Origin of the sequence: Acinetobacter guillouiae (assembly GCF_002370525.2) — a bacterium.
Classification (GTDB): domain Bacteria; phylum Pseudomonadota; class Gammaproteobacteria; order Pseudomonadales; family Moraxellaceae; genus Acinetobacter; species Acinetobacter guillouiae.
In genome coordinates, this window is the sequence record NZ_AP014630.1 from 1551377 (window position 1) to 1567899 (window position 16523).

At 38.6% G+C, this 16523-nt stretch carries 13 protein-coding genes; 6 read left to right on the forward strand and 7 right to left on the reverse strand.

Annotated elements, in window-relative coordinates; all coding sequences use genetic code 11:
- Window positions 1-154: 154 nt before the first annotated feature.
- The 3 genes from AS4_RS07190 (at window position 155) to AS4_RS07200 (ending at window position 2784) form a co-directional block, all read left to right on the forward strand.
- A complete protein-coding gene (locus AS4_RS07190) occupies window positions 155-790 on the forward strand; it encodes an SMI1/KNR4 family protein (protein ID WP_096733682.1) in 636 nt (211 codons plus the stop codon).
- 165 nt (window positions 791-955) lie between these two features.
- Window positions 956-1276, forward strand: coding sequence for a nucleoside triphosphate pyrophosphohydrolase family protein (locus tag AS4_RS07195; RefSeq protein ID WP_096733683.1), 321 nt, complete (start codon window positions 956-958; stop codon window positions 1274-1276).
- 527 nt (window positions 1277-1803) lie between these two features.
- A complete protein-coding gene (locus AS4_RS07200) occupies window positions 1804-2784 on the forward strand; it encodes an IS110 family RNA-guided transposase (RefSeq protein WP_096733684.1) in 981 nt (326 codons plus the stop codon).
- 230 nt (window positions 2785-3014) lie between these two features.
- Here the strand turns inward: AS4_RS07200 and AS4_RS07205 are convergent, their stop codons facing one another.
- The 3 genes from AS4_RS07205 to AS4_RS07215 all read right to left on the reverse strand — a co-directional run bounded on the left by AS4_RS07205 (window position 3015) and on the right by AS4_RS07215 (window position 7045).
- Window positions 3015-3785 carry a sulfite exporter TauE/SafE family protein gene (locus AS4_RS07205; RefSeq protein ID WP_096733685.1) on the reverse strand — a complete coding sequence of 257 codons (771 nt, stop codon included), beginning with the start codon at window positions 3783-3785 and terminating at the stop codon, window positions 3015-3017.
- A gap of 141 nt (window positions 3786-3926) precedes the next feature.
- Window positions 3927-6131 (reverse strand): TonB-dependent receptor family protein, encoded by a 2205-nt coding sequence (locus tag AS4_RS07210; protein WP_096733686.1) that lies wholly within the window; start codon window positions 6129-6131, stop codon window positions 3927-3929.
- Window positions 6132-6337: 206 nt separating this feature from the next.
- Window positions 6338-7045 carry an SIMPL domain-containing protein gene (locus AS4_RS07215; protein WP_004721692.1) on the reverse strand — a complete coding sequence of 236 codons (708 nt, stop codon included), beginning with the start codon at window positions 7043-7045 and terminating at the stop codon, window positions 6338-6340.
- Between the two features lie 499 nt (window positions 7046-7544).
- Here AS4_RS07215 and AS4_RS07220 point away from each other — a divergent pair, with 499 nt between their 5' ends.
- Window positions 7545-8918, forward strand: a complete 1374-nt coding sequence (locus AS4_RS07220; RefSeq protein ID WP_004721690.1) for a diaminobutyrate--2-oxoglutarate transaminase — start codon at window positions 7545-7547, stop codon at window positions 8916-8918.
- A 3-nt stretch (window positions 8919-8921) separates the two neighbouring features.
- Entirely contained in the window at window positions 8922-10454 is a 1533-nt protein-coding gene (locus AS4_RS07225; protein WP_096733687.1) for a pyridoxal phosphate-dependent decarboxylase family protein, read from the forward strand.
- A 177-nt stretch (window positions 10455-10631) separates the two neighbouring features.
- Here the strand turns inward: AS4_RS07225 and AS4_RS07230 are convergent, their stop codons facing one another.
- From AS4_RS07230 to mutS, 4 genes are all read right to left on the reverse strand, one after another.
- Window positions 10632-11351 (reverse strand): D-Ala-D-Ala carboxypeptidase family metallohydrolase, encoded by a 720-nt coding sequence (locus AS4_RS07230; RefSeq protein WP_004721687.1) that lies wholly within the window; start codon window positions 11349-11351, stop codon window positions 10632-10634.
- 140 nt (window positions 11352-11491) lie between these two features.
- Window positions 11492-11815 (reverse strand): ferredoxin FdxA, encoded by a 324-nt coding sequence (fdxA, locus tag AS4_RS07235; RefSeq protein WP_004721686.1) that lies wholly within the window; start codon window positions 11813-11815, stop codon window positions 11492-11494.
- Window positions 11816-12161: 346 nt separating this feature from the next.
- Window positions 12162-12695 carry a GNAT family N-acetyltransferase gene (locus AS4_RS07240; RefSeq protein WP_406565195.1) on the reverse strand — a complete coding sequence of 178 codons (534 nt, stop codon included), beginning with the start codon at window positions 12693-12695 and terminating at the stop codon, window positions 12162-12164.
- Between the two features lie 155 nt (window positions 12696-12850).
- Window positions 12851-15505 (reverse strand): DNA mismatch repair protein MutS, encoded by a 2655-nt coding sequence (mutS, locus tag AS4_RS07245; protein ID WP_096733689.1) that lies wholly within the window; start codon window positions 15503-15505, stop codon window positions 12851-12853.
- A 282-nt stretch (window positions 15506-15787) separates the two neighbouring features.
- On the opposite strand from mutS, the gene AS4_RS07250 reads away from it, so the two are divergent.
- Window positions 15788-16366 (forward strand): Arm DNA-binding domain-containing protein, encoded by a 579-nt coding sequence (locus tag AS4_RS07250; RefSeq protein WP_264757331.1) that lies wholly within the window; start codon window positions 15788-15790, stop codon window positions 16364-16366.
- Window positions 16367-16523 lie beyond the last annotated feature (157 nt).

A 16523-nucleotide genomic window follows, 5' to 3' on the forward strand; every position in this document is an offset into this window, starting at 1 on the left:
CGGAGGGTTGTGGCTAAAATTATCTCAGCCTGTGTTATGAAACTCGAAAATAGTCTCGCTATTCTCTTCGTTTCATGCCTTGCCTGCTCAATTTTAGCCTACAACGCAAGCCATTTATGAAATGTCAACAGACCCTAAGATAAATGAGAAGAACATGATTCAAAAACAATTAGAAAATATACAAAATTGGTTAGTGCAACATGCTGCAAAGATCGCAAATCAATCACTCAATCCTGCGGCAAGTATTTCAGATATAGAACAATTTGAACAAAGACTTTCTAAACATTTACCTGATGATTTTAAACAGTTGTACTGTTGGCATAATGGGATGAATGAAGAGGAAAATTTAGGCAGTTTATTTTATGGTATGGAATTTTTATCGCTGACCAATATTGAAAATAAACGTGCTGATCTTGCGGATCTCGTTGATGAGTTGTTTGTACTTCAACATGCTGACCCACAAATTAATCCAACCAACGCCCATCATCGAGATTGGATTCAGTTTGCTCATGATGGTGGGCGAACAGGTTTGTATGTGGATTTAGCACCCACCGCCGTAGGTCAAATTGGCCAAGTGATCTTTATTGATCATGAATATGATGTTGGGATTTTGGTCGCCAACTCGATTACCGATTTACTTCAACAATTTTCAGATGATTTAGACAATGACTTATATCAGTTGATTGAAGATGCTTTAGAAGATGAAAATGAATTTTTAGAAAGTGATGCAGCTATTGATCTGGTCAATTGGCATATGAGTGAACGCTGGGCACGTCCTGATTTTACTTAGCTTTTTTGAGAAAAATCATTTTATAAAATTATGTTTGAACGCTTCACTCATAAAAAGTGTATCAATAGCGATTATTGCTACACACTCAATTTTGAACGCATTACATTTCTAATCGAATCAATTTTACAAAATCAAGTAAGCTCTAATTTTTAAACGAGCAAAATGATGGATCATAAAATAACGGTTGATGAGGTTGTAGCACGTTCCGTAAAAATCAGAGAACGTTATCATGAGCTAGAGCGAATAAATCATCATGCTGAATGGACAGTGCAAGAGGATGCGTTGGCATTTTTATCTGATGCTGGATTGGTTGGGAGATTAGTCATGGCGCAGACGGGGAAGTGGTTACACAACGGCGATGCTCAGCAAGAGTTGCAGCATAAGTTAGGTGAATGTGTTTGGTGGTTAGCCATTATTGCCAATGAATTAGATATGGATTTAACTGAAGCCACACAATACTTTTTAGATAAAGCTGAAAAGATTTAAATTTTTGGAAAAATGTTTATTGAACATTTTTTATGGCCTCAGTTTAGGAACTATTATTCTGGCAGGCTCTATTCAATTTGCATGTATTTATAGTCAAATCAATTAATTATTCATACAAGTGATTTGCATCAAGTCATTGACCATAAATGAAGCTTATATTTTTCTATGAACTTTTAAAAACCGTTGGGTATCAATTTATTTTTTGTATTTTTGAACCCTAGATGGTGATCCTACCGTGGGGCGACATGGATGTCGCCGTAGGGCGGGGGTACAGGACGTAGCCCCTCGCCCTGCAAAAGATTTTTGTCATCTTGTATCTTGTTCTTTGTAGTGATTAGCTATCACTACACGTAAATTGTAGAGTTTGGTTTGTCACTAAAACTTCGAGTTTCCTGAAAAGATTAAACCTACAATTTACACCTAACCACTGACATAAATCTGGACGGTAGCTAAGCACTTTGATGCTGCATTCACAAGAAAAGACTGTGGTTTTTTAATATTAATTCAAGCAATAATTAGGTGAAGCTATGTTTTATCTTGGCATTGATGTTTCTAAAGCTAAATTCGATTGTTGTTTATTTCTTGATGACTCTAGTGGAAAAATAAAAACTAAATGCTTTTCCAATAGCAATAAAGGATTTCATCAATTGTTATCATGGTTAAATCGTTTTGGTCTTGTTGCTGAAGAAACTAGAGCCTTAATGGAAGCAACATCCGTCTATCATGAACTGTTAGCTCAATTTTTATTTGATTTAAAATTTCAAGTTTGTGTGGCTAACCCAGCCCGTACTCGATATTTTGCTCAAAGTATCTCTAAGCTTAATAAAACTGACAAAATCGATAGTGAAGTATTGGCGAGATTTGCAATGACTGTAGATTTACATTTATGGCAACCCACTCCTGATAATATCCGATTGCTCAATGCTTTATTAGATAGAAGGTCAAGTCTTGCGAACGACTTAAAACGTGAACAAAATCGTTTGGAAAAAGCAAACTCCACTCTAATAGTTGTACCAATTTTAAAGTCTATTAAGACCAATATTAAATCATTAACTAGGCAAATTCAGAATCTAGATACACAAATTCAAAACCATATTGATCAAGACCATGAGCTTAAACGTGATCAAAAACTTCTTGAAAGCATTCCAGCAATTGCTGAGCGTACCAGTTTATTAATGCTTGTTTTTTTACGTGCTCATTCTTTTGAAAAAGCAAGCCAAGCTGCTGCATTTGTGGGTTTAGTTCCCATTCATAGACAATCTGGTAGTTCTGTGCTTGGAAAAAGTCGCTTATCTAAAGCCGGTTCACCTAAAATTCGATCGGGTTTATATATGGCTGCCATTGTTGCAACTCGGTACAATCCTCATATTAAAGAGTTGAGCGAACGGCTCTTAGCGAAAGGGAAAACTAAAATGGTAGCGATTGCTGCTGCTATGCGAAAGTTAATTCATCTTTGCTATGGTGTTCTTAAAAACCAACAACCTTATCAGGCAAATTATAAGGCATGAATCCTTAAATAATTTGCTTGACAGTTAAGACGGTATCTTTTCATCTCTGAAAAGTGAGGCATCGCCTACGCAAAGGGATTTAAACTTTGAATGTAAGGTGTGGCATTGCAAGCTTTTTTATAATCAAACAATTTATTTTCCCATACAATTGATTTAATTAAAAAATATTAATTGAGAGAAATTGTATTCTTATGTCTGAGTTTTTGACAGGTTGACTATAGAATCAATGGCTAACTGAAAAATAAGTCATAGCCCATTCGGCCAATTAAAAACACCAGTAGAATTAAAAAGAAAATACGAATAAAACCACTCCCATATTTAAATGCTAAAGCAGTACCCGCAAGTGAGCCTAAAACATTGCAAACTGCTAAAATGATGCCAGCCATCCATAAAATATGCCCAGAAGGGATAAAGAAAAACATGGCAGCAATATTGGTGGCGACATTGACCAACTTGGCAGATGCAGAAGCATTTAAAAAATCAAAAGCAAATACTTTCACAAACAGAAAGAGTAAAAAACTGCCTGTCCCTGGGCCAAAAATTCCATCATAAAATCCAATTAAGGCGCCAAAAAATAAACCTAACGCAATTTCCTTTTTACCCGTCTGTAACACAGTATGGATTTTACCTAAGTCTTTTTTGGCAAAGGTGTAGATTGCAATCAAGATCAGCAGAAAGAATACGATATAACGCATCAACTCTTTAGGTATCAACGAAACTGACATTGCACCTAAAAAAGAGAATATAAATGCTGCCAACATTGTGGGTAGTATAAGTTTCCAATTGATCGTAACTTTCTTAAAGTAAGCAAATGCAGAAGATACAGTGCCTGCCATGGCAATGATTTTATTGGTTCCAAAAACTGTGGCGAGACTTTGATTGGGAAAGGCATGCATTAATGCTGGGAGTAGGACCAATCCACCTCCACCCACCGCAGCATCAATTAAACCCGCACAAAAAGCGAAGAAGCCTAAACTCAGAAGTATTGTCTCGTATTCCATTACAGATTGTTCTAACTGCTATTTTAAGAGAATAATCATAGAATATATTCAAATAAAAGTAATTAAAAAGCGCTAATCTCAATCTATGAGATTAGCGCTTTAGTTTTAAATGCTTTGTAAATCTACAAGTTTTTCAAAAAATTAGAAATCAACAGAAGTTTGTAGATAGAAAGTACGTGGCTGTCCTACGTATTTACCACCTGTAGAGTCAGATGAACGAGTAAAGTATTCTTGATCAAATAGGTTTTTAATCCCACCAGCAACTTTTAAACCGTAAAAATCTTGTCCAAAATCGTAACCAGTACGTACCGCAAAAGTTGAATAACCCGGGATATCACCAGTACGACCATCTGCCGTTTCAACGGTTTGGTAAACATTGCCTGAACCCGGCGCATGTTGTTTAGATTGAGCAAACATATCTGCATTGACAGACCATTTGTCAAAGCTATAACCAAGCCCTAAATTTCCAACATGTCGTGAATAATACGGTAAGTCCTTACCAGCAAATTTACCTGCTTCAGACATTGCTTTGGTAAAGGTATAATTACTATAGACTTTTAAGCCTTGAAGTGAGTCATAGAGGTTGCCAAAGTCATAACTTAGACCGAGTTCTACGCCTTTATGAGTCGTTGCCCCCAGATTGGTCCAAATGCCTGTTCCAATAGTGTCTGGGCGCTCTAGTGATAGCTCTTTGTCGAAGTCTAAATAGAACACTGTAAATTCAGCATTTAAACCGTTGCCGAGATATTTTGTACCAATTTCATAGTTGTTGGATTTTTCAGGATGCAGACCATCTAAAGTGGTTACAGCTTTGTTGCTTTCGACTTTAGCCAACTGGTTATATTGCTGAGGACCAAAAGAAACCGCTGCATTGGCAAAGACATTCCATTGTTCATTGAAATTGTATTGCACTGCAAGGCTTGGTAAAAACTCATCAGAATTGATTTTTGGATGCACCGTATTGATAAATTTACCATTTTGATAAGCGGTATAATCATTATGGGTTTTAATAGACTCAAAACGTACACCCGGAGTGATGGTTAGTGCACCTAGACCAAAACGGTTATCAATATACACGGCATGCGCTTTGGTTCCACCTTCACTAGTGGTGTTGGCAAGACGTTCACCCGGTGTGCCTGTTGCAGTATTATATGGCGCTGTACGACCAGAAAACTCTGAACTGTCTTCTTGTAAGTAGCGATAACCGACAGTGACTTCATTATTCATATTACCCAAAGTGTAGGCGCGTGAATAACGCGGTTCAATGCCAAAATATTTATAATCACGTGGAGAGTTACTAATTCGACTATTTGCAGTACCTTCTACAGCTGATTCTAGATCACTGGTACGGAATGAATCGACATAATAACCAAGGATTTCAAAGTTATTGAGTTCATCTTTATGGCTGTATTTAACAGAAACATCTGAACGACGGCCAGCAAAATAGTTACGGTATTGGTTTGACTGGTATGGGTTTTTGGCATAATCCGCAGTCGTTAAGCCTTCAGGCATTTCGCCACGGCCTTCATAATGATGCAGATTAAGTGCAATCGAATCTGCATCTGTAAATTGATATGACGACTTTAACATGACGTCATCAATATCTATGTCGTTATTGGCTTCGCGATAGCCATTTCCTTTGGTTCCTGAATAAAGTAGCGCAAGACCTAAACCATTATCCATAGTACCGCCGATAAACAGGTTTGGACTGTACTTGAGTTGGTCGGTACCTGTGGCGAATTCTGTGGTTAAACCAACAGAGCCTGATAGTTTTTCAGGGATTGCACGGGTATTAAAGTTGATAATTCCCCCCACGTTTTGAGGCCCAAAGCGGACTGAACCTGCGCCACGAACAACGTCTACAGATTCAATATTGCCCATTGAAACAGGTGCCATAGACAATTGTGGTTGACCATAAGGCGCGAAGGATAATGGGACTCCATCCATCAAGACAGTAGAGCGCGGTGATAGGCGAGAGGTTAAGCCACGTACACCCAGATTGAGTGAAACATCACTACCACCTGTGCCATTGCTGTCCTGAACCTGAACCCCAGGCACTTGTTTTAGCGCATCACGGATAGAGGTCACCGCAGATTCGTCCATTTTTTTACGATCAATAATGGTACGTGCGCCTGCATGCTTGTGAACTTTTTCAGCATTGGCTGCTTCAAGCCAGTTTCCTTCAGCTTGTACGGTGATTGTTTTAAGTGTTTGCGTTGACGTTTCTTGATTGTCTTCGGCAAAAGCAGTATTGGATATAAAGCTAAGTGAAACAGCAATTGCAAGGCTGAGATGTGAGGGTTTAAACAGGGTGAAGTCAGGTGTTCTATGGCTTGAAATTTTCATAAAGAGCTAGGCATTTGAAATTGTGCGTATCTTAATCTCTTCAAGCATATTTTTAAATCAGGATGATTATCATTTAAAACTATTGTTTAATTCAAATTAATAGATTTTTTAATCAAATATTTACTTTTTTATATTGCAATAGCAAATTTATATAACGCAATAGCAAAAAACCGCGCATAAGCACGGTCATTGTACTCATCAAAAGCTTATTTAAACTGGATCGAACCATTGGCATTGACTGTGATTTTTGATTCACCAGCGGCCATGTTCTGACCACCGACTGCATCGGCAGCTTCGAACTTAGCCATAGATGCACGTGCTGCATATACTGGTTGCGGATAAGAGTTACTGGTATTGATGTTGATATTGACCAAGTTATAAGACGATTTATTCCATGCTTGAGTCAAAATTTGCGCGCGTTGTTGGAAGTTCTTTGAAGCCTCAACCATCAATTCATTTTCAACTTTTTTACGTTGTTCATCAGATACTGTGAAATTAATCGATTGTGTTTGGAAGCTGGTTTGCAACTCGTTGATTAACTGGCTTGCCGCTTTAAAATCTTTACTTTCAATTTGAATTTCTGCACGACCACGCCATTCTTTCAATTTTTGGTTGTCATTGTCATAAACAGGATAAGTGGTTTGTGAGCCTGTTTCGACTTTAACTTGTGGATACTTTTTCGAAATGCTAATGGCTTGATTCATTAACTGAGTAATTTGAGAAGATAACTCAGCAGGTTGCTTGTTGTTTTTCTCAATAAAAAGTACAGCATGCATTTCATCATTAGACACTTGACGTGTCGCATCTGCTTGAACGTTGACAATATTGTAGTTTAACGGGTCATTTTCTGCTGCCATCGTCATTGTGCTCAGTGTGGTTCCCAAGAGTAAAGTAGTTAAAGCTAAATAACGCATAATGAATCCTTAAAATTGTTTGACTAAATTTTATGACCGAAAGATATATTGTATAAATTGAATCTGTTTTTAATCATAAATCTGGTTTGCGGAAAACTATGGCAGATTTTGTGGTGCATTTGTAATAATTTGCATATGAATTGCAATTTTATTTTGAGTAAAATATTTTAAAAATTAAAAGCTTATCGAGATTGGTTGTGATAAAAAATGATCAGAATGGTTAAGATTTATAAAGTGATTTTAATTATCGGCTTTTCTTTGCTTTGTCACATAGTATGATGATAATAACCAATTAGATTTAGCTAAATGTTTTTTTCGATAAATGGAGTGTGGATAAGTACATAAAAGATATTTATTTTCTTGTAAAAAACTGTATTATCGCGCTCCTAGTTATGAAGATTAAAAGCACTCTAACTAGATTTCTATAAAGCACCGAGTCAAAGGACCACAAGTCACCCGACTTATTTCTTTCAACCCATATCAGAGATGGTAATTCGATATGAGCGTTACTTCTGTAAATCCTGCTGCCACTTCCACAAACGAATACTACTTGACTCGCCAAAGTCAGATGGAATCGAATGTTCGTAGTTATCCACGTAAATTACCGTTAGCGATAGCGGAAGCACATGGTTGTTGGGTTACCGATGTTGAAGGTACAAAGTACCTCGATTGTTTAGCTGGGGCAGGAACATTGGCATTAGGCCATAACCATCCTGCGGTGATTAAAAGTATTCAAGACACTTTAGCGAGTGGTCTCCCTTTACATACTTTAGATTTAACAACGCCTTTAAAAGATGCTTTCACTGAAGCACTGCTTGCACAACTTCCGGGTGGGCAAGAAGAGTATTGCTTACAGTTCTGTGGCCCATCTGGTGCAGATGGTACAGAAGCAGCGATTAAATTGGCGAAAACCTATACAGGTCGCAATACAGTTATCAGTTTCTCTGGCGGTTACCATGGGATGACTCATGGCGCGTTAGCGATGACAGGTAACTTATCTGCTAAAAATGCGGTAAATGGCTTAATGCCAGGCGTACAATTTATGCCATACCCGCATGAATACCGTTGCCCGTTGGGTGTTGGCGGTGAAGCAGGTGTTGATGCCTTAACTTATTATTTCGAAAACTTCATTGAAGATGTCGAAAGCGGTGTAACTAAGCCTGCAGCTGTGATTCTTGAAGCAATTCAAGGTGAAGGCGGTGTGGTTACAGCACCTGCGAAATGGTTGCAAAAAATCCGTGAAGTGACTGAGCGTCATAACATTGTGTTGATTTTGGACGAAGTTCAAGCGGGCTTTGCACGTTCAGGCAAAATGTTTGCTTTTGAACATGCTGGTATTGAACCTGATGTTGTGGTGATGTCAAAAGCAGTGGGTGGTAGCTTACCATTGGCTGTTTTGGGTATTAAACGTAAGTTTGATGCTTGGCAACCTGCAGGTCACACAGGCACTTTCCGTGGTAACCAACTTGCAATGGGTACTGGTCTTGCAACGATCAATACCATTAAAGAGCAAAACCTTGCACAAAATGCGCAACAACGTGGTGATTTCTTACAAGCTGAATTGAAAAAATTAGCGCAAGAATTCCCATGTATTGGTAATGTTCGTGGTCGCGGTTTAATGATCGGTATCGAAATTGTGGATGAGCGTAAGCAAGCGGATCATATGGGTTCTCTTCCTGCGGATTCACAATTGGCTGCTGCAATTCAAACGGCATGTTTTAACAATAAATTATTGTTAGAAAAAGGCGGCCGTAGCGGTACGGTGATTCGTTTACTTTGCCCATTGATCATTACTCAAGAAGAATGTGAAGAAGCTATTGCGCGCTTTAAGAAAGCGGTTGCAGAGGCTCTTATTGCAGTTCGAGGCGCTTAATTCATGGTAGATTTTGCAGAACATCGTAAAGCGTTACTCTGCAATGATGCTCAATCTATTGCTGACTATGAGTCAGCAATGGGTGAGGCGACTAAAGCGGTCGCAGCATGGTTGCAAAATGACAAAATGTACACAGGTGGGAGCATTAAAGAACTTCGTGAAGCGATTTCTTTTGCACCGTCTAAACAAGGTCTAGGTTTACACCAATCGCTTGAGCGTATGGTTGAGCTTTTCCTGAACAAAAGTTTGAAAGTACATCATCCGCACTCTTTAGCACATTTGCATTGCCCAACCATGGTGACAAGTCAAATTGCTGAAGTCTTGATTAATGCGACCAACCAATCAATGGACTCATGGGATCAAAGCCCAGCAGGTTCTTTGATGGAAGTTCAATTGATCGACTGGCTGCGTCAAAAAGTAGGTTATGGTGCAGGTCAGGCAGGTGTGTTCACCTCTGGCGGTACTCAATCTAACTTGATGGGCGTATTGTTAGCGCGTGACTGGTGTATTGCCAAGAACTGGAAAGACGAAAATGGTCTGCCTTGGTCTGTGCAACGTGATGGCGTTCCAAGTGATGCCATGCGTAATGTCAAAGTGATCTGTTCTGAAAATGCACATTTTTCTGTGCAAAAGAACATGGCGATGATGGGCATGGGCTTCCAATCTGTGGTGACTGTTCCAGTCAATGAAAATGCGCAGATGGATGTTGATGCGCTCGAAAAAACCATGGCGCATTTACAGGCTGAAGGTAAAATTGTTGCTTGTGTCGTTGCGACTGCAGGGACAACCGATGCAGGTGCGATTGATCCATTGAAGAAAGTGCGTGAAATCACCAATAAATATGGCGCGTGGATGCATATCGACGCAGCGTGGGGTGGTGCACTGATCTTATCGAATGACTACCGTTCAATGCTTGATGGTATTGAATTGTCTGATTCGATTACATTGGATTTCCATAAGCATTATTTCCAAAGTATTTCATGTGGTGCGTTCTTGTTGAAAGATGAAGCGAACTATCGTTTCATGCATTATGAAGCTGAATATTTAAATTCTGCTTATGATGAAGAGCATGGTGTACCGAACCTAGTGTCTAAATCTCTACAAACTACACGCCGTTTTGATGCGTTGAAATTGTGGATGACGATTGAAAACCTAGGTGAAGAGCTTTATGGTTCAATGATTGACCATGGCGTTAAGCTAACTCGTGAAGTGGCAGATTACATCAATGCTACTGCTGGTTTGGAAATGCTGATTGATCCACAATTTGCATCGGTATTATTCCGTGTAATACCTGACAATTATCCAGTTGAATTACTTGATACTTTGAATCAAAACGTTGCAGATGAATTATTTGCGCGTGGTGAAGCCAATATTGGTGTAACTAAAGTTGGACAGGTTCAATCTTTGAAAATGACCACTTTAAGTCCAGTTGCAACTTTAGAAAACGTCAAGAATCTTCTTGCCTTGGTATTAGAAGAAGCGGATCGTATTAAAGATGCGATTGCTGATGGTACCTATACGCCTGCAATTGACTAGATTGATATCCAGTTGATTGACGTTTGAAATAGATTGATTTTATTTCAAAAAACGCCCGATGAATTTCATTGGGCGTTTTTTATTTAAGAGTGTTTTGAACTAAAATATAGCCAATGATCAAATGCTTGGTCATAAAAAAGAGATCTTATCGATCTCTTTTAAATTGAATATGGGGTATTAAAAATTACACATTGAGCTATTACGGGTGAGATCAGGTCCCCAAGTACGATAACCTTGAGTATCAATATGGATTTGCCCTGAAGCATACAGTCCTAAGCCCATGTTTAAGCTTTGGCCATACTGCGACCAGAACTGGCATAATTTGAATTTGGTATGTTCAATATACGCATAATCTTGAGGTTGAGGATTTTCTGGCCCAATACGGAAATCAATGGCTGAATTGAATAAGTGACGTGAAGATCCAGCACCACCGGCACATTGGTTTAAAGGTAAGTCTCGATATACCGAGGTTACAGTAAAATCAGTCAGAACTTTAGAGGCAACCAAGTATTTAAATACTTTTAATGTCGGTAATTGATTACTCCAAAGCTCACGACTTGGAATCATATATTCAGACTTACCACACTTGTCCCAATCACGCGCAGTTTTAAATAACTCAAAACTAGGAATAATATTTCCAGCATTATTTTGTTCAAGAAAACGTTCATAATCACGTGCACGTGACTGATTATCGCCATAGATCAACCATTGGCGATAAGATGAAGGCATGGTTTTAGGAGGAATGGGGCGCTCAATCGTAATTTTTTCTTCGGGGATGTAAATACGCTGACCATGCGACGTGCTAATTGTTGGATTCTTTTGAGGGGAAGATGTACATCCAGCCAGAATCATTGTAGTAACACCGACAGCAAGTAAACCTTTCAAAATAAATTTCATTCTCAATATTAGCTAAAGCAAGTAACGGGCTATTTTAGTCTAGTTTGGTGCGTGTATTATGGATAAATTGCAAATAAATGTACAATTTACATATTAAAATGCAAAAAGATCAGCCTAAGCTGATCTTTTTTATACAATACTTATTTTTCTAAGTATTGTAATTTATCGGCTTTACCATTCCACTCTTCACGATCTTCAGGTTGATCACCGATTTGAGTAATGTTTGGCCATTTTTGAGCAAGTTCAGCATTTAGTTCAATAAATACTTCTTGACCTTCAGGGAGTTCATCTTCAGAGAAAATTGCATTTGCAGGACACTCAGGTTCACATAGCGCACAGTCAATACATTCGTCTGGACTAATGACTAGGAAATTTGGACCTTCATAAAAACAGTCTACTGGACATACTTCTACGCAGTCTTGATATTTACACTTAATACAATTTTCAGTGACAACAAAGGTCATGGCGTCAGCTACCTAAAAATATGGTTCTAATTAATAATGCTGTATTTTAGGGAAAACGCCGCAAACTAACAATTGCTTTTATTGATATTTAATATAGAAGAACCTGCTAAATCAATTTTTTTTATAGAAAATTCTCCTAACTTGTGATGAATTATGCATTTTTTAAAATATGCGCTGTTATTTTGATGTAGCCATAGGTGAAAAAATGCTAAACATATTCAAAAAAGAACATAAATATGAGACTAAATCACAGAAGCGAAATGGGATTATCACCTTCGTGTGCTGGTTTTTTAGTCAGCCATCATCTTTATAATTATTTAGAGCTGTATTTTCAGTATCCGTTAGATCATGACAATGTATAGATAAGATGAATATCTTCAGGTTCTAATTCCCATAATTGTTGATCAGGTTTTTCTAAGACCTGCGCGCCTTGTTTAAGATAAAAGTCAACAGTACGCTGGGTTGGTGTTGCTGAAATATACAGTTGTTGTGCACCAAGTTGCTCAGCTGATTTTATCGTTGAGTGCATGAGCTGTGTACCAAGACCAAGGCCTTGATGATTTGCATCGACATAAAAATACTGTAATAGCTTCGCTTCAGGATAATCTGCGATGACTTGATTAGATACCAGTTGCACACCAATTAATCGATTCAATTGATTGAATGCACCCACACATCGTCCACCTTGAATAAGATGCTGCTTTAACAGCGGAGGATCATTTTCTAAATGATATTCATCCCAGCTTTGCACATCATAAAAACAATCGACCAAATGTAATTTTTGCTTTTGTTGTAGATACATTTGGGTGATTAATTCACGTCGATCAATATGTTGCCAAATGAGATCTATATCGGAAAGCTGCAGGGGCTTAAGTGAGATATTGATATTATTCTCCTAAAACTTAGTACTCAATCACCTATTATGGAGTGCTTTAAATTATCGTCTAGATTGCTCTTTAAAGATCAATAGACGCAAGTTATTTCCAGCCTAAGTAGAGGATTTCAAACTTACTTAGACTGGATAGCTGTTACTGCTTATGCATTTAGTACTGCTTTTAATGCATAGAGGTGATCAAGTGCTTGGCGAGGGGTTAAATCATCGACATCAATATTTGCTAAAGCATCGAGTACTGGTGATGACTTTTCAACTTCAACGACTTTTTCAATTTCAATGATGTGTTCAAACTTTTCAGGCTCAACGGTTTCAACTTCTGCAAATAAGTCATTTTGCACAACGGATTGCAATTGTTGCTGTTGTTGTTTCTCTAAAATTTTTAAACGCTTTTGCGCTTCTTTAATCACCCCCGCAGGGATCCCTGCAAGTTTTGCAACTTGTAAACCATGACTTTGGCTGGCAGGACCTTGTTGTACTTTATGCAATAGAATCAAATTACCATTTAACTCTTTGGCAGTCACATGGTAGTTATCAATTGCCACTTCTTTTGAAAGTTCAGTTAATTCAAAATAATGTGTGGCAAAGAGACATAAACATTTGATTCGTTTGGTTAGATCAAGCACACATGCCCAAGCTAGGGATAGTCCATCATAAGTACTTGTACCACGACCAACTTCATCCATAAGCACCAAAGACTGATTGGTTGCATGGTGCAAAATCTGAGATGTTTCTGTCATTTCTACCATAAAGGTAGATTTACCAGTAGATAAATCATCAGCAGAGCCTATTCGAGTAAATATACGGTCAATTGGTCCTAACTTCGCTGTTTTAGCTGGGACGAAACTACCACAATACGCCAGCAAACTAATCAGAGCAGTTTGACGCATAAAGGTTGATTTTCCGCCCATGTTTGGCCCTGTAATGATCGCCATACGATGATTGAAATCGAGTAGGGTATCATTAGGGGTAAATGGCGTTTTACTGAGTGACTCAACTACAGGGTGGCGACCTGCGGTAATTTTGATCCCGATTTCTGGGCTGTATTCAGGTCGATTCCAATTATTCAAACGGGCCTGATGGGCAAAGTTTGCCAATAAATCGATATGGGCAATCGATGCACTCATCATTTGTAAATTGGCAATATCCGCTCTTAATTCTTCCAGTAACATTTCAAAGAGTAGTTTTTCTCGCGCAAGCGCACGTGATTCACTGGAAAGTACTTTATCTTCAAAAGATTTTAATTCTGGGGTGATATAACGCTCGGCATTTTTCAGCGTCTGACGACGGATGTAATGATCAGGCGCTTGTTCAGCTTGGGCACGGGTGAGTTCGATATAGTAACCACTGACACGGTTATAACCAATCTTCAGGGTATTAATGCCCGTGTTTTCTCGCTCTTTGATTTCTAAATCAATCAGGAATTGGCCTGCGTGATCACGGATTTTACGCAGTTCATCGAGCTCATCATCAAAACCTTCTGCAATTACATTGCCATCACGCAGTAATACAGGTGGGTGTTCAACAATCGCAGACAGTAAACGTTGGTGTAATCCATTAAAATCGCCCAATTCTTCATTCAATTGCACAATCAATTTAGATTGCTGAGTCTCAAGAATCGGTTGGATTGCATGTCTTAAGAATGGGATTTGTGCACATGCTTGACGAAGCTGCACCAAATCACGAGGACGTGCACTGCCAAGTGCAACACGACTTAAAACCCGTTCAATATCGCCAATTTCTTTTAAGACTAAGCGAACAGGACTTTCATGATAGCCTTTGAGTAAAGTATCCGTCGCATCTAAACGCGCATCTAAGATTTGAGTATCACGAATGGGCTGCATCAAAGTACGTGCCAGCAATCGTCCGCCCATTGCTGTTTGGCAGTCATTGATTAAGCTAAACAGCGAAGTGCCGTGCTCAAATAAAGGATCAATAATTTCTAAATTACGGCGTGTAACAGGATCAAGCGCAATAAAATCTGAGCTTTGTTCTAATTTAATTGAACGAATATGTGGTAACGCAGTTTTTTGAGTTTCTTTGGCATAATGAATCAGTGCAGCAGCAGCCGCTTTAGCCAAGGGTAGATGGTCAATACCAAAACCAGAAAGTGTGGAAACTGCGAATTGGTCACATAAGGTTTTTTGTGCGTTATTTAAATTAAAATCGACATTGGGCCGTTTGGTAATCGGGCATTCAATTTGTCGTTTAATATCTTCAATAATATTTGGGTCGACAATGTCCTCATCGACCAATATCTCACTTGGCATTAAGCGAGCTAATTCAATCGCCAAGCTTTCAGATTTAAATTCTTGTTGTTGAACTTTAAAAATACCAGCACTTAAATCCAGCAGTGCCATACCAATTTGGTTTTGTTGAAAGCAGATTGCAACAAGATTCGATGCTTGTGTTGCGGTTAACAGGGCATCATCGGTCAATGTTCCAGGGGTAATAATTCGCACTACACCGCGTTCAACAGGTCCCTTACCTGTGACTTCACCAATTTGCTCACAGATGACAACCGCTTCGCCTTTTTTAACCAAACGCGCCAAATAGCCTTCCGCAGCATGGTATGGAACACCCGCCATTGGAATAGGTTCACCATTGGCTTTACCACGATGAGTGAGGGTAATACCCAAAAGTTTTGCGGCTTTTTTAGCATCGTCAAAGAACAGTTCGTAAAAATCGCCCATGCGATAGAACATTAAAGAGTGTGGATGCTGCATTTTTACTTTTAGATATTGCTGCATCATTGGGGTGTGGGAGGATAAGTCAGCCATTGTTTCCATGCTATTCATGTATGTTAAATCTCTAAATTTAAATAATAAATAAGTTTATTTTGAAAGTTTGGCTATCTAACCAATTCTAACAACTTCTGTGCAAATCTGACCTAAGCAAAGGAAAAAGCATCGCTTTAGTGTACTTTTATTAGTGCCAAAATTGAGTCAACAATGTGTGAGGAAACAAATTGGTTTCTCTCGGTCGCCATCTTAACAAATTGAGGCTGATTCACAAAAAGGAATCCGAAGATGAGTGCGGAAATTAGCAACAAAAAGAAAATGGCATGATCTGCACGAGCTATAGATAAAATGAAGAAAGGAGATGCTGTAAAGATCGATATTGGTGAATATTCAGGTTTGAGAGTAGTTTGTGGTAAGACTGGTTTGAAAAGCTTCGTTTATCGTTATAGAAGCCCGATAGATAATTCTTTAAAAAAAATTACATTGGGGCGTTATCCCGATATGTCACTTGCTGAGGCTCGCATTGAACTTCAGCGTTTGAAGTTATTAAGGTCACAAGGGATATGTCCAGCTACAGAGAAAAAAGCAGAAAAAAATGTGCTGAAAAATAAAAAAGAAAAGCAACTCGAGGCAGATAAAGTATTAACCGTAAAAGATGTAGTTGACCTATATTTAACTGAAGTAATTGAAGATAAGGTAATTATTGATCCTAGTTCTGGAGTTAAAAAAAATGTACCAGGTGCACGAAATTTAAAAGGACAACTTGAAGCAAGGCGAACTCTATATGCTGATGTAGTTGCAGTTTTAGGGCATAGACAAGCTGAAAGTGTTGTTAGAAAGGATGGGGATTTCGTGGTTTTACTTTACCCCTTTCACGATGTGCAGGTGAGGACAGTGGATGAAATACCACACCCTTAATATCTGGTCTTAGATGGGTATCAACACATCTACCATACTGACTTTATCCGTCTTGCAACGTTTGACGAAATTAAGCTGAGTTATCGCATCGACTAAATACCATTTAAACATACCGATTTCAATTCTAATCCCATGCCAAAAAGGCATGGGATTTTTT